We start from the raw sequence: 25,237 nt of genomic DNA, 5'->3' as shown, positions 1-25,237 counted from the left end.
GATTATTTGTTCGCCGCCATCAGGCGATTGACTTCACTGCGCACCATGTTGGCGAACTCCGGCGGCGACATGCCGTCCAGCTCGGCGCGGACCCACTCGGCCCATTTGCCCTTGCGCTTGGAGCGCTCCCCAAACAGGCGCGCGGCTTCGCCTTTGGCTTTGCCCAGATTGTTCTGCCAGAGTTCGAACAGACGGGATTTCTCATCTTCCAGCGCTGCGCGCTCTGCGAGGGATTTGTCGGCCAGATTGAAACTCATGGGGATTTATCCTGCTGCGTAAAATGGCGACATCTTACACGCTGGACACAAATCTCCGGTGCAGGTTTTTCCCTTGTCCGCGAATGACATGCAACTTTTCGCCTGCCGCTACACTCCATTGGTCACTGTCCATTCACCTGCAAGGAGTCACCCAATGGCCCGTAAAACCGCCTCGCAAGCTGCCGAAGAGCAAATCAAGGATCAAGCTTTCAGCGAGCTTCAGGCTCTGATCGAAGAATCGGACAAACTGCTCAAGAGCAGCGCTTCACTGGTAGGCGAAGAAGCAGAAACCCTGCGTGCACAAATCGCCCAGAAGCTGCAGCTGGCACTGGATTCGGTGTCCAGCGTGCGCGACCGCACCAAACCTGCCGTAGAAGCGACTGAAAACTATATCGGCGGCCATCCATGGCAGACCGTAGCGATCTCCGCCGGATTCGGCCTGGTGGTGGGCCTGCTGCTCGGCCGTCGCTGAGTTCCAGCGCCACATAAAAAAGCGAGCCTTGGGGCTCGCTTTTTTATGCCTTGTGCAAACTCAGTCCCCCGCCAACTCCCGCAACTGCCCCAGCGTCTGTTCATCCAGCGTGATGCCCTGCGCTAATGAGCGGGCACGCTGCAAATGCCGCCGATCCCCCGGCAAACGCTTGAGCCCGACTCCGTGCATCTGCCGCACCAGTTCCTCGCTGCGCAGGGCGAAGCTCTGCCCCGCCGCTTTGCTCGGATCGATGACGATCAACAGCTGGCCGGTCCACGGAGTTTTCGCGCCGGGATGGTTGGACCAGTCAAACTCGAATGAGAAATTGCCGCCGGTCAATGCCGCCGCCAGTAACTCGACCATCATCGACAGCGCCGAGCCTTTGTGCCCGCCAAACGGCAACAAGGCGCCCCCTTCGAGAATCGCCTTGGGGTCCTGGGTCGGCTGGCCGAGGCTGTCGACACCCGTGCCGACCGGGAGTTTTTCACCTTTGCGCGCGGCGATCTGCACATCGCCATGGGCGATGGCGCTGGTGGCAAGGTCGAACACAATCGGCGCGGCGTTGGCCCTTGGTGCGGCGAAGGCAATCGGATTGGTGCCGAACAATGGCCGATCAGCGCCATGGGGCACCACGCAGGTCATGCTGTTGACCACGCTCAGCGCGACCAGACCTTCGTCGGCGAAGGGCTCAACATCCGGCCACAAAGCAGCGAAATGATGCGAGTTGCGAATCGCCAGCACCGCGATCCCGGCCTGACGCGCCTTCTCGATCAGCAGTGGTCGGGCCGCTGCCAACGCTGGCTGGGCAAAACCGTTGCCAGCGTCAACCCGGACAAACCCCGGCGCGACGTCTTCAACCTGGGGCACCGCATGGCCATTGACCCAACCACTTTTCAGCGTCGAGACATAACCGGGGATGCGAAACACGCCATGACTGTGAGCGCCGTCGCGTTCGGCGTTGGCGCAGTTGGCGGCCAGCACCCGGGCGACGTCGCTGGAAGTGCCGTGGCGCAGAAAAATCGTTTCAAGCAGTTGCGTCAGTGCCTCGAGGGACACTGTGGACGAGCCATGATCGTGTAGCGCAGACATCTGAAGCTCCAGAATGATTATTGGAGGGAACAACAGCGTACGGTCGAATTTGCCCACCGATTAACCGCGCCCGAGCTGCCAGCTGTCAACCCTTCGATTGATCGGCATCCGCTGGCGCGCCCAGATGCACATTTCACGGTCAGCGTGTGCGGTAACTATCTACCGCAAGTGCTCCAGTCTGCGCATCTACTGTTGAGTTCCAGCCCGATGGCGCCCCGTTCAGAGTTGCAATGATGTTCACCCCGACTGCCCCGCTGTTGTTTCCAGTGATATTCGATTCACCCGGCCTGCATGCTGCCCTGGGTCCGGCACACGGTCTCAACAGCAAAGACTTCGACTGGCTCGCCCATGCGCAACTGGCGACGCAATCGCTGCGCAACAAGCAGACCCCGCCGATGCTGGCCGAACGCATCCTGCTCAACGCCGAAAAGCAACAGGCCGTGCCGCTGGCGGGCAGCTTCATGCTCAGCGCAGGGCCGGATGACAACGGCGTGTTTCTATATACGCCCTACGATGGCCTGAAAAAATTCGCTGACCGCCAAGCACTGACGGACGCCCTGCAGACACGCCTCGACAATGCCGGGGAAGCTGATGATCTGCTGGCTTTCCTCTCGGTTTCGCTGCGCAAGGAACTGGTGGAAAAACGCGGGATTACCCTGACCTGCGAAACCATCGAAGGTGATGTGTTCGAGGACCAGCAAGCGGCTATCGGCGAATCCCTGGAGAGGTGCGCCCGTGACCTGCTGGACGAGCTCAAACGACTGCCATCCCTTGCAACGTTGCTGGAAAAGATTCTCGACGAACTGCTCGAAGCGCATTTTGCCGCGTTGCAACAGTCGCTAACCCGGGTCGGTTTCTATTCGGCGACCTCCTCTGCGGACAAACAGTGGGTCGACTCGCTGTCGCTCAGTGACGCGCTGCTGCTGCACTTTCATCGCCAAGGCTGGCCGCACGGTCAGACCGTGGAATTTACCCATCCTGCTCGTTCGGTCAGCGAAGACGATCAGTCTGCCTGGACCCAGGCGATCGAGTGCGCATCGGGAAAATTGACCATGCTGTTGTTTCGGCAGCTTGAGATCTACTGGAATGGCGCCTCATTCGAGGGCTCGCCCAGACGTACTTTCTTCAGCCAGACGCTACAGGATCAAGCGCGAGCGGATCTGATGATCAAGCGCGAAACGCAGATCCTCACTGCCAGCGAATTCGACGCCCTGCACTGTCTGGTCCGTGAGCCAAGCGTTGCGGTGCGGCGGCCAACGTTCGAAACCGTGTGCCTGAGCGAAGAGACAGCCTGTGTCGAGCTGGCCGGTTCGCTGATGATCAATCATGACAAGGCTTATCTCTATACGCCCAGCCAGGGCCTGCAGGTGCTCACCGATTACGCCGACCTCAAACAGACACTGACCGCCAAACTGCGGGCTGCCGGGCACGAAGATGAGCTGTACGGGCTGATGAACCTGCAAGAGCGCAATCGCTACCTTGGCTTCACTAACGCACAGGTATCCGGGGAAAACATTGGCGGTGAGATCATGACGACGCTGTTCGAGACCATCATCACCAAACAACGCCAGAACATTGAATTCGTGTTGCAGCGCTTTCGTCAGAGCAAACGCACCACCGATATCCATGCACTCTTTGATAAGGCATTGGATATCCGCTCGATGATTCATGAACGATTGCTCAAGCTCGATCTCAATCAGCGCTGGAGTACCCGTCCGTTATTCACCAGCACTCCGCCATCGTCACTCGTGCAAGCGGACAAGGCTGCGCAGCAGGCGACGAGTCTGGGACGGACGCTGGATAATCTGACCAGCCACTTCAAAGACCAGCCGACCGGCCACGGCGGCGAACAGCGGGTCTTTCTCGAGGGCATTCTCTGGAAGCTGGCGCAGGCGTTCGAAGATGGCCTGCGCGGTGAGGCCTACCTGCGCAGTCTCAGCGGGTCATGGCTGGAGGCGGAGCGAAAGATCGTCGACACCGTGTTCGATGCCACGCATCCGACACGCAGGGAGCGCCAGTCACTCAATGGTTTTCGCCCCGATGCATGGTCGCTCACCCTCACCTGTGCCGAGTTCAAAGGTGCATTGCCGCTCGCTCACTGCGTGCTCCTGACCGAGCGCGGCGGCATGGATGACCAGCATTCCGGACGCGCCATCCTGTGGACACCGGCCACTGGGCTGGAACAGTTCGAGAATATCGCCGTCGCGCAGAAGCAATTGCAACAACGCCTGGATGACAACAACCAGAGTCATACGCTGCTGGAAAATCTGCCAAGGGCTCAACGTCGACTGGACCAGCAATACACCCTGGGCAGTTTTCAATTGATTGAAGACCGGGTTTCCAGCAATCGCATGCAATCGGGCATTGAACACTTCCTGGCCGATTCAGAAGAGCTGCGCGTTTGTATCAAGGGCCAGGACAGGTTGCAGACTTACCTTGAGCAAATGAAAAGCGCGGTGATCGATACCAATCTGCGCCGCGCCGTTGACCTTGCCCGAACCCTTGCCAGTCATCTGGATTATCCCGACTGGTTGCGCATGGCCTCGGCGACCGAGCAGCGCACGCAACTGGCGTTGCTGGATGAACTGCGCCGCGCGTTCATCGACGGCAAGGATTTCCTCGATGAGGTCCCGGCGCTGGCCACTCATATCGAGCAGACACTCAAGACACTGCTCGATGCGCGATTTCCAGGCAACGGCCTCAAGCCACAGGACATCCGGATCACCCCCAACCTGACACTGGCCGGCCCTGCCTGTGACTTGCTGGAGTTTAGCTTGCATCACTACAACGTCGTGCAGGACAGCGGTTTCAAAGTGGCATCGACAACCGCGACGGCACTACCGAAGGATTTTGGCCAGTCCGCCGTACGGCAACTGCTGCAATCTCTCGACGTTGCCACTACCTACACCGCGAAAGTGACGGAAGCGCTGACAGCTGATAGCGCGTCAGCACGCCTCAGCAAAGAACGATTCTTGCGCCAGCTGCCCTGGCAATTGATGCAGCACGCCCACTCGATGAAGTTGCAACAGCAACTCTCCGATACCGGCTACGACTATATCTGCCAGGTCCTCGATATGCCGGACGGGATAGCGCGGGCGATGGTCGACGGTGCTCACGCCATCGCTTGTCCGCTATCGTTGATCAAGACTTCGGGCGCTGATTGCGTAGACGCGCTCGGACTGTATGTCTTCGGTCCGGGCGCAGGGCAAACAGGTCCCCGGGTCCTTTATGCGCCTTACTCAAGATGGGTATTTCGCGAGTTCGAGAACGACGCGCAGTTGATCGAAGCACTGAATACCCCCGGCCACTTTCAGGACTTGCTCATCCGGCGTCTGCCTGACGCGCAGCAGGCCGTATTCAAGAGCCTGTTGAAAACAACGATCGGCAAAAACAGTGAAATCACCCTTCATGACTCCCCCATAAAGGGCAACGTGCTCGAGCGGTTGCACAAAGACACCCTGAGTCTTCTGCCACAAATGCTGCGCAGCCAACCACAGATCAACGCCCAGGCAGATTGGGAAGCAGTGAAGTTTCTGTTCAGCCACGGCGTCCGCCTGGTGCCGCACGTGTTGCCGGGCAAACTCGCCTGCGGATTATTCCTTTGGCGCAGCTATCAGGATTTCAAGGCCTCCGCCGAAGGCCTGCAGGATCACCACTGGGCGAACGCCCTGAAAAGCTTCATTGCAGGGGCGATTACCCTCTTCAGCCTGGGACGTCTGTCCTGGGAAAGCGAGGCAGAAACGGTCAGTACCGAATTCGCCGCAGAGGCGCACGCACCTGAGGGTACAGCAACGACGGTGCAAGCAGCCTCTCGCTGGGCAAAAGTGTCACCGGTAACGCCCGCCCGCGTGGATCTGCAGCCCTTCGAAAGCAGTACGGCACTGGAAAGCCTCAAGCTCGATGCCAATAAGCTGGTCTATGGAGATTCGTCGACGACGCAGAAATACGCCGCTATTGCCGGCAAGGTGTATCCGACGGTCCAGGTCGAAAAGACCTGGTATTTGCGCAAAAAAGACGGCAGCCAGGGGCCGGCACTCGAGGAGAAAAATTCCCGTCTGGTCGTCGCAAGCACCAGCCAGCAGGTGTATCGCTGCCGGTCAAAAAAACGTGACCCTGTGCAACACGAAGTCGAGGAAAACCGTTCCATAGAAATGTATATCCAGGCCAGAGGCATGGCCCAGATCAACCGTCGCTATCCGGCCAGGGCGTTCGTGATACAGCAAGCGGTAAATCGTGCAAGAGAATACGCAGTCAATTGTCTGCATAACTACGTTACGCAGCGCGACAACCTTACGGGCACGCGGTTAGAGACGGTTTTAAAGGAGTTCTTCGAGGTGTCGGTAATAACGCCTACGCTGCTCAGGAAATTCGAGAAGGTGATTATTCCTGTTTGCCGAGAACTGACGAACCCGAAAGACGATCTGCTCTACACCGAACGCTTTTTTACTGGTTTGAACGGACCTGGCAGCGGCAATACCGTGGCATTCGTTTTCAAACAGGACAAACGAAAAATCATTCATCTCACTGAGCTGTTTTTCAACCCGGGACTGGATAAATACACTGCGCATTTGCCTCCTCGGTTCAATGTTGATTCCCATGCCCGCGCTGTAACGCTGATCCATGAGCTCTCGCATCTGGTTTGCGACAGCGACGATCTTGTCGCCGTGCAGGCCATGGCGCCTTATCTGGACCTCATCGATACGAGGACGACCTCGGGCAAACATGCCAAGGAATCTATTGAACGTCATCGCAGCTTATTGTCGCGCTACGGCAAGCATTTGTTTGCGGTAAAGACCGGCAAACAGGTCTGGACCGACCTGGACAAAGTACCCGCGCATGCCGGCAATTACCAAAAAATCCTCAGCCTTACCAACACCACAAACCTTGCAGATGCACGCCTGGCGTTTTGCCGCCCTGATTCTGCAGATGCAAGGATTGACGTCATGCTCGCCAACGCCGATTCGATCGCGTTGCTCATCAGTGAACTGGGCCGCCAGCTCGACCCGCTTCCCGCCCCTCTATCGTCAGCGGCGGCGGGCTCGGATCAGGCAGGAGCCTCGCAAGCGCTGCCGTGAAGACAAAAAAATGCGCTGACGTCGCGCCAGCGCATTGCTCAACACAAGAATCAGTGAGTGCTTAAGGTGGGTTAGTCCTTCTGGTCCCGCAGCACATTGCCGGAAGCGCCATCAATGCGGAATTCGTAAACAGTGCCATCGGCCTTGCGCCCTTCGCCTTCCCAGTAGCCGTCATTGTCGGCGCCGATCTCATAGACCTCGACATAACCGGCCTTGGTCTTGGCGACCTCGATGGCTTTTTCGATGGTGATCCAGCCTGCGCCTGGCTTGTCCGCCAGGGCGGCACCGGCGCTGAGCAAACCGGCGGTGGCAATCAGGGCTGCGAATGTCTTTTTGATCATTTTTTCACTCCATTTATGGATAGTAGGCAGTTGCTTCCTGGTTTTTTGGGCGCCACAGGGAAAAATAAGTTCCACGTTGATGGGTAAATGCCATGACGGATGTTCTCGGCAGCCTGCCGGCGAGGTTAGAATGAGCGAAATCAGGACGAGTCAATGACCCAAGACACTCTCTCGGAAGCCGAATACGATGCGATCACCGATGCCGCCGCGCACTGGTGCATGCGTCTGCACGCCGCTGACTGCACGGACGAGGAGCGTCGCGCATTTGAAGCCTGGCACGAAGCCCATCCGCTGCACGCCTTTGAGTACGAAGCCATGCAGGAAATCTGGGAAGTCGCCGGAGATCTGCCTCGAACCGAACCCGAGGCGCTCGCGGCGCAGCGCAAACCCTTGCGTTCGTGGCGCAAGTTCGCGGTCATCGCCGGCGCCTGCGCTGTCGGCTTGCCGCTCGCGGCCTACAGCGGCTGGAGTCTGGGCTGGGTGCCCAATAGTTATCAGCATTACGCCGCCACCGACAGTGTGCGTCAGATCACTCTGAGTGACGGCAGCCAGCTGGAACTCAACCTGAACACCGACCTGACTTTCAGCAATTACAAGAATGAACGTCGCGCCACTCTGAACAAGGGCGAGGCGTTTTTCAATGTCAGCCATGACGCGTCTCATCCGTTTGTGGTGCGCGCCGGCGACGGCAAGATCCGCGTGACCGGTACCCGGTTCAATGTGTGGATGTACGAAGATCAGGTTCGGGTCAATCTGATCGAAGGTTCGGTGTTGGTGAGCAGCAATCGCGATCTGCCGGGCGACGGCCTGCGTCTGAGTCCATCGATGCAGGCACGCTACCGACATGGCGATTACGCACCGCAAATCAGTCAGACCTATCCCGGCGATACCTCGCTGGCGTGGCGCAGCGGCCGACTGATACTGGACAACCTTGCGCTGCACGACGCCCTGCCGCTGATCAACCGTTACCTGGACAAGCCGTTGATGCTGGCCGACACCAGTACCGGCGCGATCCGCGTGGGCGGTGTCTACAACATCAAAGAGATGAACAACCTCGCCAACAGCCTGCCCAAAGTGCTGCCGGTCTACCTGACCCGCAACAAGGAAGGCAACCCGGTAATCAATTCGATGCCGCAACGCCCGCCGAAAAGCTGAAGGCCGCGTCCCTTGCGGGAGGCGGCCTTCGTTTGTTTCAGGCGACGACTGTTTACTGCGCTGCCACTTTTCCTGCCTGATCATGCTTGATCGTCTGCACCTGATATTGCGGATCCGCCTGGATCTGCTGCTCAGTGAATGGCAGGACACTCCACTGTTTCTTCGAAAACGCCTCGGTCTGATCGCGTGAATATTTCGACGCCGGATCACTGGATAACGAGAACGCCAGCAGCCCTTGGGCATGCGGGCCTTTTTCGTCGAAGCTCACAACTTGCAGATAGCTGGTGCCGCTGACCACCTCAAGTTTGCCGTCATCACGGGGCACGCTTTGCATCGCGTTGTAGATGCCCAACGTACCCGGCCCGCCATGAATCGGCGTTTGCCGCCCGCCACTGCTGACCACCTGGATGTCACCCCAGCGCGTGTCGGGTTTCAGGCCCATTTTGCCGGCCAGTTCGACCGACGCCAGCATCGCTTCACGCAGCGCCTTGGCCACGGCCGGTTGTTCGAGCGCCAGGCCGTGCGGAGTGTGTTGCGCATCGGCCGGATTGAATGCAACACGCCAGATATCCGGTGATTCAAGCAGCGCCTGCATGATGTTCTGGAAGTGCACCAGACCGATCCCGGAATCCAGACTGGCACGACCATCCCAGGCTTTGAGGCTGGCGCAGACCGGCTTCAGCGTGGCCGCATCGCTGCCCAGATCGGCGCCGCAGAACTTCAGCAGATCGGGCATGACCTGCGCGGCCAGATAGACCTGATCGTCCATGACCATGTGCTGCAGATCCTTGATTGCCAGAGGGCCTTTGTTGCTCAGCTCACCCAGACGATCAAGCGCAAATCGCGAGCGCAGGCCCAGCGGTTGTCCGTCCTGACTGATCAGCGGTGAATAGCCAGTGAGCGGTTGCGCCGGGTTGGCCAGCCACGCTGAATCGTTGGAGTGCTGAACGAAATCCTTGCGCAGCAATTGCGGCAACTGGCTGGACGCAAAAATGCCCTGCTGCGCCGCTTGCGGATCGACATCCCAGGCACAGCCGCTGTTGGCACCGTCCAGGACAATCATGCGCAGACCGAGGCGTGGATCGCTGCACTTGGCCAGTTTTTCCGCGCTGACATTCGGCACCACTGACAGGTTCATGTACAGCGTCTGACCCTTGTCATCCACCGCCAGAGTGTTGACCCACGGGATGCCCTGGATCTTATGCACCGCGTCTTGCAGATCCTTGAGATTGCTGGCCTGGTTCATCCCGTACCACTGCTTGAGCACGCGATCGTTGTCGAGGTTGGCATCGCGCAAGCTGTAGGCGTACTGCTTGTCCCAGTCGAGCTTGCCCGGCCATTGCACGATCGGACCGAACTGCGAACTGTAGATATCGCGCTTCACTGGCACGACCTGCCCGTCAGCCTGCTTGACCTGCACGGTAACCGTCTGTTTGTTCAGCGGCAGCGACTTGCCATCGAGCAAATACCGAGTCGGATCCTTTGGATCAAGTTGCAGGCGATACAAGGTGAAGTGTTTCGACGAGTCGACAGTGTGGGTCCAGGCCAGATGCTGGTTGAAACCGATGTTGATCATCGGCAGACCCGGCAAAGCCGCGCCCATCACATCGAGCTTGCCGGGGATGGTCAGGTGCATCTGATAGAAACGCATGCCGCCGACCCATGGGAAATGCGGGTTGGCCAGCAACATGCCACGGCCGTTGAACGAACGCTCGCTGCCGACTGCCACGGCGTTGCTGCCGCGATCCAGGGCGAAACGTTGCTGACGGGCGTCGGCCAACTGGAACGCCTCGGCGTCGTGTTTGACCTGCGCGGTCGCTTGCGGCGGAGTGGCGCCGGCCAGAGCCTCGGCGAACTGCCCGACCCCGCCTTCCACCAACAGGCGCCGCGTCAGTTTGACCAGATCCTCGGCACTGATTTCACGTACCCACTCGCCCTGGCATTGCTGCGGCAATCCCTGCTGGCGCCGTTCGGCCAGATAGCGGTTGTATCCGGCGACATAACCCTCGACCAGGTCGCGGACCTGCGCCGGTTGCGCCTGCCAGAAGGTTTCGACCGCTTCTGGAGTATTGAGCCAGGTGAAGAACACATCACTGACGCGGTTTTCCCGTTGTTCGACAGTGAACTGCTCCGGGCCGAAGTAGCGTGAGCGCTCGCCGTTGACCGTGACAATCTCGTTGGCCAGCAAACACAGGTTGTCCTGGGCGTAGGCGTAACCGATGCCGAAGCCCAGCCCGCGTTCGTTCTCGGCGCGAATGTGCGGCACGCCGAAACTGGTGCGGCGAATATCGGCGCTGGTTTGTGCAGCCGGGCTCAGTGCATGGGCCGACAGGCTCAGTCCGAACAAGGTGCTGGCGAGGGCCAGCCCGGTGAATTGCCTGGAAATAATCACGCTTGCTCCTGATCGAAAGGTCGATTGCCCCTGCGTCCACGCGCAATGAGCCTGACGAAGAAACGAAGCTGAGGAAAAAAATTTAGCGGGCAATCCTTCGGGACGAGGCCGGCATCACAAGGCCGAGACGAATTTGCGACGAAATTTCTACATCTTTTCTTTCATGATTTGTCGTGCTGAAACGTCTTGTTTAGAGAGCGCAACAAAACCTTTCCCGATCTGGCTCTGAAAAGGAGTAATCGCATGTACAACTCGCAACTACCAACGGACGGTAGCCAGACGCCACAGGGCGTTTCCATGGGTTCGCACACCAGCAATTTCACCCAGCGCGGCGAGCGTCCGGGCAATGAGCGCATCCGCGTGTTACTGAAGAGTTTCGGCCTGCGCACCAGCCTGATTCGTCTGAAAGTCATCGACGCCCTGCTGGTGGCGGCACAGAGCAATCGTCGCTTGGGCGTCCGTGGCGTGCATAGCCAGTTGCTCGATCTGGACGTGCCGTTGTCCTTTCTCAGCGTGCGCGAAGTGCTGAAACGCTTGTGCGCCGAAGGCGTGATCACCTTCAACGCCGACAAGAGTTACAGCCTGCACCCGCAGGCTGCAGCGGTCCTCAACCACGAATGAGGCACCGGGTGCTCGCCGTTACGGCTTGACCTTGCGGCGCATCACGCCATTGATCACCACCACAACCACGGCCACGCCGATCGCGACGTACTGGAAAGTTTTCTCGGTGATCATGCCGGCGTTTTGCAGCCAGGACAGGCCCAGCATGATCGCCAGTACCGACAGGGCGATCAGAATCGAATAAATCAAGCGTTGCTTCTGGGTCATTGCGGTTTCCTGAAACATTGAAATGTATCCGGTTGCACGCCATGCGCTCCCGAATTACGGGGATGCGCCGGGGCAAACGGGTGCTCATGTTACCGCCCCTGAGGTTTTTTGGCTGCATGGGCATCCGACCCTGAGACATGCCCCGCCCTCCCTGATCCAGCGCAAACAATGCCCGCACTGACGCGGGCATTGTTGATTCTGCCGCAATGGCAGCCAAGTAAACATGTTTGCGTTCCGCCCGCGCTTTAAACATGCCGTAAGTTTTTGAAATCTGCTGACGCAGCAAACGGCTAGGTCGGCTGTGCGTCTGCACCTAGGCTCTGCGAACTTCCTATAACTCATAAACAGGGATGTTCATGCAGAGAACACTTATCAATATCGGCCCCAGACAGGTTACGGGTTTCTGTCTGGCGCTGACCGCTTTCGAACTGCTCACTTACATGGCCAGCGACGTGATCATGCCAGCGATGCTGGACGTCACTACCGACCTCGAAGCGGACGCGCGGCATGTACCCCATGCATTCAATCTGTATCTGTTGGGTGGCGTCTGCCTGCAATGGCTACTGGGTCCCTTGTCCGATCAATTCGGGCGCAGGCCACTGTTGTTGATCGGCAGTGCACTGTTCGGTGTGTCGTGCGCGGCAGCTTTCAGCACTGACAGCATTGAAGCGTTCAACCTGTTGCGTCTGTTGCAGGGCATGGGGCTGGGATTCGTCGTCGCCGTGAGTTACCCGGCATTGCAGGAGGTTTTTTGCGAAGCCGACGCCGTCAGGCTGATGGCGTTGCTCGGCAATGTTGCGTTGTTATCGCCGTTGCTCGGGCCGCTGCTTGGCATCCTGCTGCTGGAATGGCTGAGCTGGCGGGAAATTTTTCTGCTGCTGGGATGCACAGCAGCGCTGGTCTGGCTCGGCCTGTTGCTGTGGATGCCGGAAACCGTGGGCGTCGAGCGCCGCGACGGTCAACAAACTCGCCGGGTGTCCTTCTCCTGGCGCCTCATTTGTCGGCGCTACGGTGCGCTGTTGGGCAATCCGCGTTTCCTCTGCGCAAGCCTGGCGCTCGGCCTGATGAGTCTGCCGCTGATCGCCTGGATAGGCCTGGCGCCATTGCTGCTGGTGCGGGTACTGGAAATGCCGCCGCTGGAATATGGCCTGTGGCAGATACCGGTGTTCTCGGCAGTCATCGCCGGCAATCTGATTCTCGACCGCTTGCTGCAGACTCATTCGCTGACGCAATTGATTCAACTGGCGCTCTGGCCGTTCTGTCTGGGCCTTCTGTTTCTGGCCGCGTGCGCATTGCTCGGTGCGGGGCTTGGACCGGTGGTGGCGAGTCTGTCGCTGTACGCCGTCGGGCTGGGCATGAGCAATGCGGCGGTGTATCGCCTGGCACTGTTTGCCAGTGACGACAGCAAAGGTCTGGTGTCGGCGCTGACCGGCATGATTTCGATCGCCGTCATGGGCCTTGGCGGTTCGCTGATTGCTGCCATCGGTGGCGGCAGCCGTCTTGAATACTTCGCTCTCTGGGCCGCATTCGGCGGGCTGATGTGCCTGCCCATGGTTTACCGGCTCCTGCAAACCACCACCGCTGATGTGGCCTCGCCTCAATAAGGAACATGGATGACTCACCTACCCTATGCCGACGCGCTGTGCGCGTTGACGCAACCCTATTGTGCGGATTCAGCCGCGCCTGATCTGTTTGATCGGGCGATGACTGAAATCAGCCGCTTTCATTGCGAGCACACTCCGGGTTACGCCCATTGGCTAAACGCCCATGGACTGACGCCGCAGGACCTCGACAATCTCAATGACTGGTCGCGTCTGCCGCCGATCTTTGCCAGTTTCTTCAAGCAACACCTGCTGCTGAGCAGCACCGGCGCAGACGCCCTGGAACTGACTTCGTCGGGCACCAGCGGGCAGAAAAGCCGGATGCGTTACGACGAACGCAGCCTGGCTCGCGCGCAGTTCATGGTTGCGCAGATCTTCCGCCATTACGCCTGGGACACTCCCGATAGTCCGTGCAACTACCTGCTGTTGAGCTACGAACCCGAAGGACGCATTACCTTGGGCACCTCGTTTACCGACCAGTTCCTCTGTCGGTTTGCCCCGGTCAATCGCGTGGTCTACGCCTTGCGTAACACTGGTCGCGGCCATCAGTTCGATGTATTCGGCGTGATCGCCGCCTTGCAGTCATTCGCTGAAGAAGGCTTGCCGGTACGGATTTTCGGCTTCCCGGCGTTTCTCTGGCAGACCCTGCAACGCATGCAGACTACCGCTGTGCAGGATGTGCAATTGCCCGCCGGTTCGCTGGCGTTTTTTGGCGGTGGCTGGAAAACCCAGGCCGCGGAGGAAATTCCCAAACAACAGTTTTACGCCCATATCCATCGGCAACTGGGCATCGAACCGGCCCGCTGCCGCGACGGTTACGGTGCTGTCGAGCACGCCGTGCCTTACATCGAATGCGCCCGTCACCGCTTTCATGTGCCGGTGTATTCGCGAGTGCTGATTCGCGATCCAGCGGATTTTTCCCTGCTGCCCTATGGCCAACAAGGCCTGCTCGGCTTCGTCTCGCCTTACATCTCCTCCAGCCCGGCCCACGCCGTGGTCATGAGCGACCTTGCCACGCTGCACCCGGGCGCAAGTTGCGGCTGTGGATTGACCAGCGACTGGTTCGAACTGCACGGCCGCGCCGCCACCACAGCGGGCAGAAGCTGCGCAATGGCCGCCGCCGAATTATTGGGGAGTCACTGATATGTATTTGATCAATGGACAACTGCACCACGCTTATAGCCTCGACCAAGCGCTGCAAGACCTGCAACAGGCGTTGCCGCAACACTTGGCGAGGGCACTCGACAGCCGCACAGTCATCGACGCAGTCGCGGGATTTGCCCGGCAGCTGCATGACGCGCACACGGATCTGCCCCTCGACAACGAGCAGCGGCAGGCCCTGATCGATTTCTGCCAACCCGAAGCGCTAGCCTACAAACGCCAGCGTGAATTGGGCGCCGAGGCCGATTGCCTGCGTCGTTTCGATTATCGCCAGCCACGCTTCGAAGCCTGGCGTCCGCTCGGGCTGGTGGTGCACATCACTCCGGCCAACGCGCCGCTGCTGGCCTTTTGCGCGGTGGTGGAAAGTCTGCTCGCCGGCAACGTCAACTGGTTGCGCCCCAGCCGCAGCGATCAAGGCCTGACGGCGCAACTGTTGCGCGCGTTGGTCGACTGCGATGCCAGCGGACAACTGGCCGGACATGTGGCGGTGATTCCAGCGAGCACCGAGCAGATCGGCAAGCTGTGCAAACCCGCCAACGGCGTTGCAGCGTGGGGTGGCGAAGCGGCCCTGCAAGCGATTCGGCAACAGTTGGTGCCGGGGTGTCGCTGGATCGATTGGGGGCACCGCATCAGCTTCGTCTATCTCACCCCGGAATCGTCTACGCCGGAGGCGCTTGATGCCGTCGCCGACGAAGTCTGCCGACTGGATCAGCAGGCCTGCTCCAGCCCGCAATGGCTGCTGGTGGACAGCGATGATCCGCAGGTTTTGCGCGATATCGGTGAACGCTTGGCGCAGGCCCTGCAACGACGCGCCACGCAATGGCCGGCTCTGGTACCGACAATTCAGGAAGCTGCGCAAATTACCACGCACACGCAGATGGCCCGCCTCGGCCAGAGTTTCGCCGGTCATACCGGGCAAGTGTGGAGCGCCCCGGGCTGGCGGGTGATATGGAGCCATGATCGGCAACTCGCGCCTTCACCGCTGTTTCGCAGCGTACTGCTGCACCCGCTGCCGCAGGCACTGCTCACTGCCGCCCTGTTGCCGTGGCGCAACGTCCTGCAAAGCTGCGCGCTGATGTGTGCGCAATCACGCATTGCCGAGCTTACTCATGCGCTGATCGCCGCCGGGGTCACGCGTATCGCACCGATCGGCAACATTCAAGACGGCTACGAGGGCGAACCCCATGATGGCGTCTATGCGCTGCAACGCTTGAGTCGGCGGGTATCGGTGAGTCTGGCGGCCACGCAACTGCCGAATCAGGCCAGTCTCGATTCACCGCCACTCGCGGCGAATTCGAGCGCTGCGATCATGAACAAAGAGGCGTTCGTCGCCCAGCCCATCAACGATCAGGCGCAGTTGTATTTCCGCTCTGGAGGCAGCAGCGGCACCCCTGCTCTGGCCGGCTACAGCTATCGCGATTTTGATCGGCAGATGCGCGCAACCGCTGACGGTCTGTTCGCCGTTGGTCTTGATCCGGCGCGGGATCGGGTCATGAACCTGTTCTTCTGTGGCGGGCTGTACGGCGGTTTTCTCAGCTTCAGCAAAGCGCTGGAATTGCTCGAGGTGACGCACCTGCCCATGGCCGCCCCTACCGATGACGACTACCGGGAGATTGCCCAACTGATCATCGACCAACGGGTCAACGTCCTGGTGGGAATGCCCGCCACACTGCATCGTCTGTTTCTCAATGAACAGGAGCGTCTGCGTGCTTATGCCGGAGTCGAAAAGGTCTTTCTGGGTGGCGAGCACCTGAGCGAGCAGAACCGTGCATTGCTGCGCAGTTGTGGCGTGTCGAGCATTCGCTCGGCGATCTACGGCAGCGTCGATGCCGGCCCGCTAGGCCATGCCTGCAAGGCTTCGGCGGATGGCGTTTTCCATCTGATGAACGCGATCCAGGACCTGGAAATCGTCGCGTTCGATGAGGATGTGCCGGTGATCGGCGATCAGGTGGGTCGGCTGCTGGTGACCTCGCTCGCCCGTGAAGGGGGCCAGCGCGTGCAGCGTTATGAGATTGGCGACACCGGGCGCTGGCTGCCGGGCGTCTGCGCCTGCGGGCTGACGTCGCCACGCTTCGAGCTGTTGCAACGCCACGGCAAGCTGTTGCGCATCGGCACTGACTTCATCTCCCTGAGCGAATTGGCGTCGCGGCTGCAAGTGCCGTTTCAGTTGCAGCTGGACCACAGCGCTGACGGCGTCGAGCGCATGCAACTGCACTGTGAACTTGCAGCCAACAAGGTGCGAAACCGCCTCGCCGATTACCTGACCCTGACGACCGTCATCGACAGCGGATTGCTGGTGCTGCAGATCGAACAATGCCCGCCCGAGCACTTCGTTCAAAACAAACACAGCGGCAAGACGCCGCTGGTCATTGACTCCCGCCGCTGACGCTTGCCGTGAGCTGGCTCATTCGAATCAAGAAGAATACACCGTGAAAACAACCGACCCGATTAGCGAATTGATGGGTTTTGCCCGCAAGCATTCGCCCTTCTACAGGAACAGCCTCGCCGATATTCCCGAGGCAATAAGCTCGCTGTGCGAACTGCCACTACTTGATCCGGCAGACTTCTGGAAAGACAGCGCGGATCTGGCGCAATGGCCGGTTCTGACTGCCCCCCTGGCCCACGCCCTGGTCTTCAAGACCGGTGGCTCAACCGGCGGCGGCAGGCTCTCCGTATATGCCCGCACGGAATGGCAACGCACAGTGGAAGCTTTCGGCCGCAGTCTGAGCGAGCAATTCAGCTCCCGCGACCGTGTCGCCAACCTGTTCTTCGCTGGCGACCTCTATGCCAGTTTTCTGTTTATCCACGATTCACTGGCCCATGTGGAAACGCCTATCACCGAGTTTCCGTTTACCGGCGAAGTCGACCCGCCAATGCTGGCCGATGCCATCGTGCAACACCGGATCAACGTGTTGGCTGGCGTGCCTGCGCAACTTTTGACCTTCGCCAGTTGGCTCGACCAACGCGGCCTTGCGCTGCCCTTGGTTGATACCGTGCTTTATGGCGGGGAGAGTCTGTTTGCCTCACAACGCCAGCTCCTTGAGCAAGTGCTGCCCAACGCGCGCATTGCCTCGATCGGCTACGCCAGTGTCGATGGCGGATTCATTGGTGCCAGTCATCGTGACTGCATCGAAGGAGAACATCGCACACCTGACGGCCACGTGCTGCTGGAGATTGTCGATCAGCACAGCGGCGCAACGATCGAGGCCTGCGATCAAACCGGTCTGCTCGTATTGACCAATCTGCATCGCCGCTTGATGCCGTTGATCCGCTATCCCGTCGGAGATCTTGCGTGCTGGCGAGAGCCGTCGGGCACTGCACAACGCAAATTCGCCCTGCGCGGGCGCAGCGGCAGCAGCCAGCGTGTGCGGGTCGGCATTCTGTCGCTGATGACCGATGAAATCAGCGAAAGCGTCCGGAGCATCAGTGGCAGCAACGATTGGCAGTTATTGATCGAGCACGACGACGGCAGGGATCTATTGACGGTGAAATACGTAGTCAACGAAGGATCGACCCGCATCGAGGACAGACTCGAGGCCCGCTTGATCGAACTGTATCCGCAGATACCACAACTGCGAGGCGCCGGGTTATTGCAGCTGCGTATACAGAGTTGCCGGTTCGAGGACTTGGCGCGCCATCCTCGCGCGGGGAAAAGCCTGCGAATTGTTGACTTGCGCTGCTATGGCCCGGACGAGGGGGAGGTGCGTGATGGATACGTTGATCCTGCGCAATTACCGTGACACCGACGCCACGGCAGTCAGCCAGCTGTTTCGCGAGGTCTATGGCGATCATTACGTGCAAAGCGACGTCTACCTGCCCTGCCTGATCAATCAGAACCACGCAGCCAAGCGCTGGCACTCACTGGTTGCGGTCGAGGGTGAACGGATTCGTGGCCATGCCACGCTGTACCGGCAAACCGATGACTCGCACGATGCCGAACTGGCCTTGAGCGTCGTACATCCCGATACCCGCGGAAAGAACATTGCCACGCGGCTGGGCGCGCAACTGCTGACTCATGCACAGGCGTTGGGTTGTCGCAGCGTTTCGATCAAACAGGTCACCCACCACCCCTATACCCAACGCATGGCTATCAGTCTCGGTTTTCATAACACCGGACTGTTGCCGGACTATGTCCGCTCACCCTTTGGCGGCAAAACACCGGAGTCGATCGTCTTGGGTGTCCGCGCCATAGACGGCTATCAGCGTCCGCTGCCGGAGCAGCCGTGGCCAACCCGCTACCGTGCGTTCATGGAGCGTTTGACGGCGGCGTTTGGCTGTTCGCCCAGCGCAGCATGCTGGCGCGGGCCCTCGGTTCAGGTTCAACAACACGGCGATCGCCATGAAATGCTCGTGGAAAAACTCGAACCGGAACTGCTCGATCAGTTGCGAACGCTGCCCGGGCATTGGCTGATTTCGATTCGTTTGCAGCTGTCCCGACAGTTTGCCGTGGATCTGCACAGTCTTAACGCCATCGGTTTTGCCTTCACCGGTCTGGCGCCTGCGCAAGACAATCGAGGAGGCTGGCTGACGTTGTTTCATCGCGGCTACCGCACGCGCAAGCTGACATTGCATTGCCCGCACATGCAGCAGTTACACGACCAGGCACAACGTCAAACCACCGGGCGAGCCATGGCTGCGGTGTAAACAGCCCGAGCCCGCACACGGATGAGCGGGCTTCACCAGCCGATGTCAGGCCTTGGCTGTCAGGCCTTTGTCGGACGGAACTGCCGCATTGCCTTCACCATAGGTCTTGAGATTCTGCAGGACGTAAATGGCTTTCTTGAATTCGGGAATCAGGCTCTTGCCGTAGTAATTGCCATTGAGACTGTTGGTCTGGATGGCATCGAGCTGAGTGGCAAAATATTCCAGCGCGTTGAACTTGGCGTCGGGGTCTTTCTGCACACCGAAGCGGTCGAATTTGTCGCCGGCATTGAGCAAGGTGATCGAGGTGATCTCGGAAATCAGGCCGCGCCCGCGCAGGAATTCGCTGAGGTTGCCCAACTGCTTTACGGAGACGTTGGCTGGATCAAAGCCCTTGATCTGCTTGCGCAAACCCTGTTTGTCCATCTCCGCGACGTTAAGCGCATTCGGATCGTTGCCGACCAGGGTCAGCATCTGCTGCACCTTGACGCTCTGCGAAACCTGCTTTTTCGCGCCGGTATCACGGACCATTACGCCCGCCTTGCTTTCCCAGGCGCCGGTATAGCCGATCGTCATGCGAGGATTCCTTGTGCAATGAGCATGAAATGTCCTTGTTCCAACCAATTGAATGGGCGCGAGTATCGGCCGCTTCGCCTGATCCAACCAACCCTTTTGTGCGCTTTTTTACAAATCTCGTACATTCATGACACTGAGCTTAAGGCCCGCAAACATTGCTTCAGAGCCGTCATCAGGATGTAACAACTGTGGCGATTGCGGGGGATGTACCAATCCCGATACCAACCGGTCATCGCCCTGAGTTCTTTCGGCACGCAAGTACCTAAAGCTTCCGCCCGTAACGACGATACGCTGTGATACCCGCCCTGTTTTATTCCTGCCCTCCAACAAAAAGCCGCTCAAGGATCAGTTCCATGCCCGCACTGCGCACTATTCAGGCTCGCTACACGCTGTTTCTGATTCTGTTCATCCTGTTGTTGTCCGTGCTGACCGTGGTCGGCATCAGCCAACTGGTCGCACCGACCCTGCGCGATACCGAAGAGAAGGTCGTGCTCAACCGCATCGCCGAAGTCGCCGAGCAGATTCAGGGCGAACTGAACAAGGTGCAGGCGCAGCAACGCAGCATCACCCAGACCATCCCCCTGCTCGACAGCGCCGCCATCGACGTGGTGCTGCCAGGGCTGGTGGATCAGTACGGCGAACTGAAAGTCTTTGGCGGCGGTATCTGGCCGTTGCCGGGCCAGCGCGAAGCCGGTCGCAACAAGTTCAGCACCTTCTGGCACCGCGATGCCTCGGGTCAGCTCAAGGTCAATACCTTCTGGAACAGCGACGCCGCACCGAACTACTACGACCAGAGCTGGCACAAGGGCGGCATGGCCACCCCGCGCGGCCAGTGCGCGTGGGCCGCTGCCTATAAGGACGACGCCAGTGCCGAGCCGCGCACCAACTGCGCCATGGCGATCTACAAGAACGGCAGTGCCTGGGGCGTTTCAACCATCGACGTGACCCTGGGCTTCTTCAACGACCTGGTGGCGCGCAAGGAAAAAGACCTCAACGCCGAAATGCTCATCGTCGAGGCTGACGGCAAGATCATCAGCAACAGCTCGCGCATCAGCGGCCCGATCGTGTTGAAGAACATCAGCGAACTGGCGGCCAGCTCCACCTTCGTCAATCAGATCAAGACCGGCCTGCAGAACCGCGATAAAGCGCAACGCGTCGAGTTCGACAACAACGGTGAAGACGCTACATTCTTCATGCGGCCTATCGAGGGCACACCGTGGTTCCTCGCCACCGCCCTGCCGACCAAGATGCTCACCGCCCAGCGTGACGATGTGCTCAACAGTCTCAGCCTGATCCAGATTCCGCTGGTGATCCTGCTGGTGCTATTGCAGGTTTACGCGATTCGCAAACTGGTGCTGCGCATGAAGGCGCTGAAGGCCAATATTGATTCGCTGTCCAGCGGTGACGCCGACCTGACCCGCCGCATCACCATTCGCGCCGAAGACGAACTGGGCGCCATCGGTCACTCGGTCAACACCTTCATCGCGTATCTGCAGAACATGATCGGCGAAGTCACCCAGGCCACCGGCGCCATGGCTTCCAGCCTCGACAACCTGCAGCGCACCTCGGCACATACCGGCCAGATTCTGCTGCGTCACGCTTCGGAAACCGATCAGACCGTCACCGCCATCAACGAAATGAGCTCGACTGCTGAAAGCGTCGCGCAAAACGCCGCTGAAACCGCTGCGTTCACCCAGCGTGCCAATGAGAACGCAGACCGCTCGCGCGTTGTGGTCGGGGAAGCGACCAACAGCGTGGTCGCGCTGATCGACGAAGTGGCCAGCGCTACACACAAAGTTGAAAACATGCAGCAGGACGCACAGCGCATCACCGAAATCCTCGGCGTCATCGGCGCGATTGCCGGGCAGACCAACCTGCTCGCCCTCAACGCCGCGATTGAAGCGGCCCGGGCCGGTGAACAGGGGCGCGGCTTTGCGGTGGTGGCGGATGAAGTCCGCGCCCTCGCCGCCCGCACTCAGGCCAGCACTTCGGAAATCAACGAAATGTTGACCCGTCTGACCCAAGGCGTGAGTTCGTCGGTCAGCGCCATGGAAAACACCCAGGCCAGTTGCCAGTCCGCCGCTGACGCCACCGCCCGAGTCAACTCGGGGCTGGACGAAATGGCCGGTTCGGTCAGCCACATCAACAGCCTCAGCACGCAGATCGCCACCGCCGCCGAACAACAAAGCGCGGTCACCGAAGAGATCAACCGCAGCATGGTGCAGATTCGCCACATGGTCGATGAACTGGTGCAGAGCGGCCACGCCAGCGAGCTGAATACCCGCCAGTTGCTCGAAGCCAACAGCCGCGTGAGCGCGATCATGGGGCGGTTCAAGGTCAGTTAAGCCAACCGCGACCACGGGGTTTTGGCCTTTACGCCAGTCCCCTGTGGGAGCGAGCCTGCTCGCGAAAGCGATTTTTCAGTCACTGTTTCTGCGGCTGGTCGACCGCATTCGCGAGCAGGCTCGCTCCCACATTGGTTCGGCTGTCTTGTAGCAACTGGAAACACTCAGTTGATGCCGGGATGGAAAAACCGGTCAAAATGCGTTCTTGCTGACCTTCACCGAGTCGAGAGCCCATTCCCATGCGAAGCCAACTGCGTCTGCTCACCCTGAGCGCCCTGTTCATCTCCTCCCTGGCGCAAGCCGCCGAGCTGATCCCGATCGAAGTGCACCGCGATGCCAATTGCGGCTGCTGCAAAAAGTGGATCAGCCATCTCGAAGCCAATGGCTTCAAAGTCGAAGATCACGTCGAAAGCGACATGAGCAGCTTTAAACAGCAGCACGGCGTACCACCGCGTCTGGCGTCCTGCCACACGGCGATCATCAATGGCAAATTCGTCGAAGGCCATGTGCCGGCCGATCAGGTGCTTGCGTTGAGCAAGCGCGACGATCTGCTGGGTGTGGCTGCACCGGGCATGCCAATGGGCTCGCCGGGCATGGAAATGGACGGCATGAGCGATGCGTACCAAGTGATCGGCCTGAAGAAGGACGGCGCTGACGTGGTAGTGGCGGACTACCCGGCCCGTTGATGGGGGCAGCCTACTTCGGCCTGTTCTTTGCTGCGTTTGGCGCGGCGACATTGTTGCCGTTGCAGTCCGAGGCGCTGCTGGTCGGCCTGATCGTCAGCGAGCGTTACTGGCTGTGGGGTTTGCTCGCGGTAGCGACGCTAGGCAACGTGCTCGGTTCACTGGTCAACTGGTGGCTGGGCCGTGGCATCGAGCGCTTTCAGGATCGACGCTGGTTCCCGGTCAGCCCAAAGCATATGGCCAAGGCGCGCAAGCACTATGAGCGCTATGGGCATTGGTCGCTGCTGCTCAGTTGGCTGCCGGTGATCGGCGATCCGCTGACCTTGATAGCAGGCGTCATGCGCGAACCGCTCGGGCGCTTTCTGTTGATCGTCACCCTGGCCAAAGGCGCGCGCTATGGCGTGCTGGCCTTGCTGACCCTGGGCTGGCTCGGTTGAACCAACCCTCAGTGTGATTGCCTTTGTTTAACGTCGGCGTAATCCCGACCTTCCAGAGTCGGCCAATTTTCAAGGAGTTTGTGCTTATGTCCGTCACGCTTTCCCGCTGGCTGCCCGGCCTCGTCCTCAGCGCTGCCCTGCCAATAATGGCGCACGCAGCCACTGAAACCGCCCCCGCCGAAGGGCCTGCCTACGGCCCGGAGCTGCAGGGCTTCCAATACCCCTACACGCTTAAACACTTCGCCTTCGAATCCCAGGGCCAGAAACTGCAAATGGGTTACATGGACGTCGCCGCCAATGGCAAGGCCAACGGCCGCACCGTGGTGCTGATGCACGGCAAGAATTTCTGCGCGGCGACCTGGGACAGTTCGATCAAGGCCTTGAGCGATGCCGGCTATCGCGTGATTGCGCCGGACCAGATCGGCTTCTGCACCTCCAGCAAACCCGAGCACTATCAATACAGCTTCCAGCAACTGGCGACCAACACCCAGCAATTGCTCAAGGCGTTGGGCATTCAGAAAGCCACTGTGCTCGGCCACTCTACCGGCGGCATGCTCGCCACCCGTTATGCGCTGCTGTTCCCGGAGCAGGTCGATCAATTGGCGATGGTCAACCCGATCGGTCTGGAAGACTGGAAAGCCCTCGGCGTTCCGTATCGCACCGTCGATCAGTGGTATCAGCGTGAGTTGAAAGTCACGGCCAAGGGCATTCGCGACTATGAGCGCACCACTTATTACGATGGCCGCTGGAAGCCCGAATTCGATCGTTGGGTCGACATGCTCGCCGGCCTGAGCAAAGGTCCGGGCAAGACCCAGGTCGCGTGGAACTCGGCGCTGATCTACGACATGATCTTCACCCAGCCGGTGTACTACGAGTTCAAGGACCTGAAGATGCCGACCCTGTTGCTGATCGGCACCTCAGACACCACCGCCATCGGCAAGGACCTCGCACCGCCGGAAGTGAAAGCGAAAATCGGCCACTACGAGGTGCTCGGCAAACAGGTCGCCAAGCTGATTCCGCAGTCGACGCTGATCGAATTCCCGGGCATGGGTCATGCGCCACAAATGGAGGAACCGGAAAAATTCCATCAGGCGCTGCTCGGCTGGCTGGGCAAGACTCCTTCCGCTCCATGATGAGGTAAGCCGATGACGGTGCAGATTGCAGTGATCGATGACTGGCAGGACGTGGCACGCGACGTGGTCGACTGGTCCGTGCTGGAGAGCATTGGTGAAGTGACCTTTGTGCATGATTACCCGGCCGACAACGCGGCACTGGCCGAGCGCCTCGGCCAGTACGAGGTGATCTGCGTCATGCGCGAACGCACGCGCTTCGACGCCGACTTGCTCGGGCGCTTGCCCAATCTGAAGTTGCTGGTCACCGGCGGCATGCGCAATGCCGCGCTGGACATGCCGGCCGCTGCAGCGCTGGGCATCAAGGTCTGCGGCACTGACAGCTACAAACACGCCGCGCCGGAACTGACCTGGGCGCTGATCATGGCGGCCACCCGTGATCTGGTGAAGGAAGCCAATGCCCTGCGCGCCGGCCATTGGCAACAGGGCCTCGGCGGCGATCTGCACGGCAAGACCCTGGGTATTCTCGGTTTGGGCAGCATCGGCCAGCGGGTCGCGCAATTCGGTCAGGTGTTCGGCATGCGGGTGATTGCCTGGAGCGAAAACCTCACGGCCGAACGCGCTGAACAGGCCGGCGTGACGTACGTCAGCAAGCAGCAATTGTTCGAGCAGGCCGACGTGCTGTCGGTGCATCTGGTGCTCAGCGAACGCAGTCGCGGTCTGGTTGATGCGCAAGCGCTGGAGTGGATGAAACCGAGCGCGCTGCTGGTCAACACTGCTCGCGGGCCGATCGTCGATGAAGCGGCGTTGATCAAGGCGCTACAGAAACGGCGCATTGCCGGGGCAGCGCTGGACGTGTTCGAGCAAGAGCCTTTGCCGGCCCTGCACCCGTTTCGCACGCTGGACAATGTCCTCGCCACGCCCCATGTGGGCTATGTCAGTCGGCAGAATTACGAGCAGTTCTTCCGGCAGATGATCGGGGATATTCAGGGATGGGCAGCCGGGGAGCCGGTGCGTCTGTTGAATTGAGTCTTTGACTCGAGAGTCGTAGTGCTTCAACCGGCCCCTTCGCGAGCAAGATCGCTCCCACATTGGAATGCATTCATCCTTTGGG

20 protein-coding genes and 2 pseudogenes are annotated in these 25,237 nt (G+C 59.7%); 15 read left to right on the top strand and 7 right to left on the bottom strand.

The annotated features are described in order from the left end of the window. Nucleotides 1–2: 2 nt before the first annotated feature. Nucleotides 3–257, bottom strand: coding sequence for a hypothetical protein (locus tag F8N49_RS07290; RefSeq protein ID WP_003224595.1), 255 nt, complete (start codon nt 255–257; stop codon nt 3–5). A gap of 154 nt (nt 258–411) precedes the next feature. Here F8N49_RS07290 and F8N49_RS07285 point away from each other — a divergent pair, with 154 nt between their 5' ends. Next, nucleotides 412–729 carry a YqjD family protein gene (locus F8N49_RS07285; RefSeq protein ID WP_016774661.1) on the top strand — a complete coding sequence of 106 codons (318 nt, stop codon included), beginning with the start codon at nt 412–414 and terminating at the stop codon, nt 727–729. Between the two features lie 60 nt (nt 730–789). On the opposite strand, the gene F8N49_RS07280 is transcribed toward F8N49_RS07285, so the two are convergent. Then, entirely contained in the window at nt 790–1,818 is a 1,029-nt protein-coding gene (locus tag F8N49_RS07280; RefSeq protein ID WP_151551069.1) for an Ldh family oxidoreductase, read from the bottom strand. A 230-nt stretch (nt 1,819–2,048) separates the two neighbouring features. Here F8N49_RS07280 and F8N49_RS07275 point away from each other — a divergent pair, with 230 nt between their 5' ends. Continuing rightward, entirely contained in the window at nt 2,049–6,893 is a 4,845-nt protein-coding gene (locus F8N49_RS07275) for a dermonecrotic toxin domain-containing protein (protein ID WP_256675410.1), read from the top strand. Between the two features lie 71 nt (nt 6,894–6,964). On the opposite strand, the gene F8N49_RS07270 is transcribed toward F8N49_RS07275, so the two are convergent. Further along, a complete protein-coding gene (locus F8N49_RS07270) occupies nt 6,965–7,234 on the bottom strand; it encodes a PepSY domain-containing protein (RefSeq protein WP_016770715.1) in 270 nt (89 codons plus the stop codon). 153 nt (nt 7,235–7,387) lie between these two features. On the opposite strand from F8N49_RS07270, the gene F8N49_RS07265 reads away from it, so the two are divergent. After that, nucleotides 7,388–8,389, top strand: coding sequence for a FecR family protein (locus tag F8N49_RS07265; RefSeq protein WP_122746318.1), 1,002 nt, complete (start codon nt 7,388–7,390; stop codon nt 8,387–8,389). A 52-nt stretch (nt 8,390–8,441) separates the two neighbouring features. Here F8N49_RS07265 and F8N49_RS07260 read toward each other — a convergent pair whose 3' ends face one another. Further along, the gene (locus F8N49_RS07260; RefSeq protein WP_151551067.1) at nt 8,442–10,781 is read right to left on the bottom strand and encodes an acylase; all 2,340 of its coding nucleotides are present in this window, start codon (nt 10,779–10,781) and stop codon (nt 8,442–8,444) included. 243 nt (nt 10,782–11,024) lie between these two features. On the opposite strand from F8N49_RS07260, the gene F8N49_RS07255 reads away from it, so the two are divergent. Continuing rightward, the gene (locus F8N49_RS07255) at nt 11,025–11,402 is read left to right on the top strand and encodes a fe2+ zn2+ uptake regulation protein (RefSeq protein WP_073474555.1); all 378 of its coding nucleotides are present in this window, start codon (nt 11,025–11,027) and stop codon (nt 11,400–11,402) included. Between the two features lie 18 nt (nt 11,403–11,420). Here the strand turns inward: F8N49_RS07255 and F8N49_RS07250 are convergent, their stop codons facing one another. Further along, entirely contained in the window at nt 11,421–11,609 is a 189-nt protein-coding gene (locus tag F8N49_RS07250) for a hypothetical protein (RefSeq protein ID WP_016770563.1), read from the bottom strand. 356 nt (nt 11,610–11,965) lie between these two features. On the opposite strand from F8N49_RS07250, the gene F8N49_RS07245 reads away from it, so the two are divergent. Then, nucleotides 11,966–13,213 carry an MFS transporter gene (locus F8N49_RS07245; RefSeq protein ID WP_151551066.1) on the top strand — a complete coding sequence of 416 codons (1,248 nt, stop codon included), beginning with the start codon at nt 11,966–11,968 and terminating at the stop codon, nt 13,211–13,213. Between the two features lie 9 nt (nt 13,214–13,222). Further along, a complete protein-coding gene (locus F8N49_RS07240) occupies nt 13,223–14,353 on the top strand; it encodes an acyl-protein synthase (RefSeq protein WP_151551065.1) in 1,131 nt (376 codons plus the stop codon). An 11-nt stretch (nt 14,354–14,364) separates the two neighbouring features. Here F8N49_RS07240 and F8N49_RS28550 read toward each other — a convergent pair whose 3' ends face one another. Then, nucleotides 14,365–14,451 (bottom strand): hypothetical protein, encoded by an 87-nt coding sequence (locus F8N49_RS28550; protein WP_371699888.1) that lies wholly within the window; start codon nt 14,449–14,451, stop codon nt 14,365–14,367. Between F8N49_RS28550 and F8N49_RS07235 the strand changes: the two genes are divergently transcribed. From F8N49_RS07235 to F8N49_RS07225, 3 genes are read left to right on the top strand one after another with little or no spacing between them, the layout of a single operon-like run. Then, nucleotides 14,415–16,757, top strand: a complete 2,343-nt coding sequence (locus tag F8N49_RS07235) for an acyl-CoA reductase (protein WP_372241011.1) — start codon at nt 14,415–14,417, stop codon at nt 16,755–16,757. The genes F8N49_RS28550 and F8N49_RS07235 overlap by 37 nt on opposite strands. 43 nt (nt 16,758–16,800) lie before the next feature. Then, entirely contained in the window at nt 16,801–18,111 is a 1,311-nt protein-coding gene (locus tag F8N49_RS07230; protein ID WP_151551063.1) for a phenylacetate--CoA ligase family protein, read from the top strand. Beyond that, on the top strand, nt 18,080–19,015 hold the full coding sequence (locus F8N49_RS07225; protein ID WP_130929887.1) for a GNAT family N-acetyltransferase: 936 nt from the start codon (nt 18,080–18,082) through the stop codon (nt 19,013–19,015). The genes F8N49_RS07230 and F8N49_RS07225 overlap by 32 nt, the downstream gene beginning before the upstream one ends. A 45-nt stretch (nt 19,016–19,060) precedes the next feature. Here F8N49_RS07225 and F8N49_RS07220 read toward each other — a convergent pair whose 3' ends face one another. Beyond that, nucleotides 19,061–19,588 (bottom strand): hypothetical protein, encoded by a 528-nt coding sequence (locus tag F8N49_RS07220; RefSeq protein WP_071172374.1) that lies wholly within the window; start codon nt 19,586–19,588, stop codon nt 19,061–19,063. 353 nt (nt 19,589–19,941) lie between these two features. Between F8N49_RS07220 and F8N49_RS28545 the strand changes: the two are divergent. From F8N49_RS28545 to F8N49_RS07195, 6 genes and pseudogenes are all read left to right on the top strand, one after another. Next, a pseudogene (locus F8N49_RS28545) lies at nt 19,942–21,072 on the top strand (cache and HAMP domain-containing protein); the annotation flags it as partial. Between the two features lie 333 nt (nt 21,073–21,405). Beyond that, nucleotides 21,406–21,933, top strand: a pseudogene (locus F8N49_RS28540) (methyl-accepting chemotaxis protein); the annotation flags it as partial. Nucleotides 21,934–22,172: 239 nt separating this feature from the next. Then, complete coding sequence (locus tag F8N49_RS07210; RefSeq protein ID WP_016774649.1) at nt 22,173–22,619, top strand: DUF411 domain-containing protein; 447 nt, start codon at nt 22,173–22,175, stop codon at nt 22,617–22,619. Beyond that, the gene (locus F8N49_RS07205; protein ID WP_071172371.1) at nt 22,619–23,053 is read left to right on the top strand and encodes a YqaA family protein; all 435 of its coding nucleotides are present in this window, start codon (nt 22,619–22,621) and stop codon (nt 23,051–23,053) included. The genes F8N49_RS07210 and F8N49_RS07205 overlap by 1 nt, the downstream gene beginning before the upstream one ends. A gap of 86 nt (nt 23,054–23,139) precedes the next feature. Continuing rightward, nucleotides 23,140–24,186, top strand: coding sequence for an alpha/beta fold hydrolase (locus tag F8N49_RS07200; protein ID WP_110645230.1), 1,047 nt, complete (start codon nt 23,140–23,142; stop codon nt 24,184–24,186). A gap of 12 nt (nt 24,187–24,198) precedes the next feature. Next, a complete protein-coding gene (locus tag F8N49_RS07195; protein ID WP_073474567.1) occupies nt 24,199–25,152 on the top strand; it encodes a D-2-hydroxyacid dehydrogenase family protein in 954 nt (317 codons plus the stop codon). The last annotated feature ends 85 nt before the right edge of the window (nt 25,153–25,237 follow it).

Origin of the sequence: Pseudomonas sp. GXM4, assembly GCF_008923895.1 — a bacterium.
Lineage (GTDB): Bacteria > Pseudomonadota > Gammaproteobacteria > Pseudomonadales > Pseudomonadaceae > Aquipseudomonas > Aquipseudomonas atacamensis.
The sequence above is the reverse complement of the archived record's forward strand: the minus strand, read 5'-3'. Positions and strand labels throughout refer to the sequence as shown.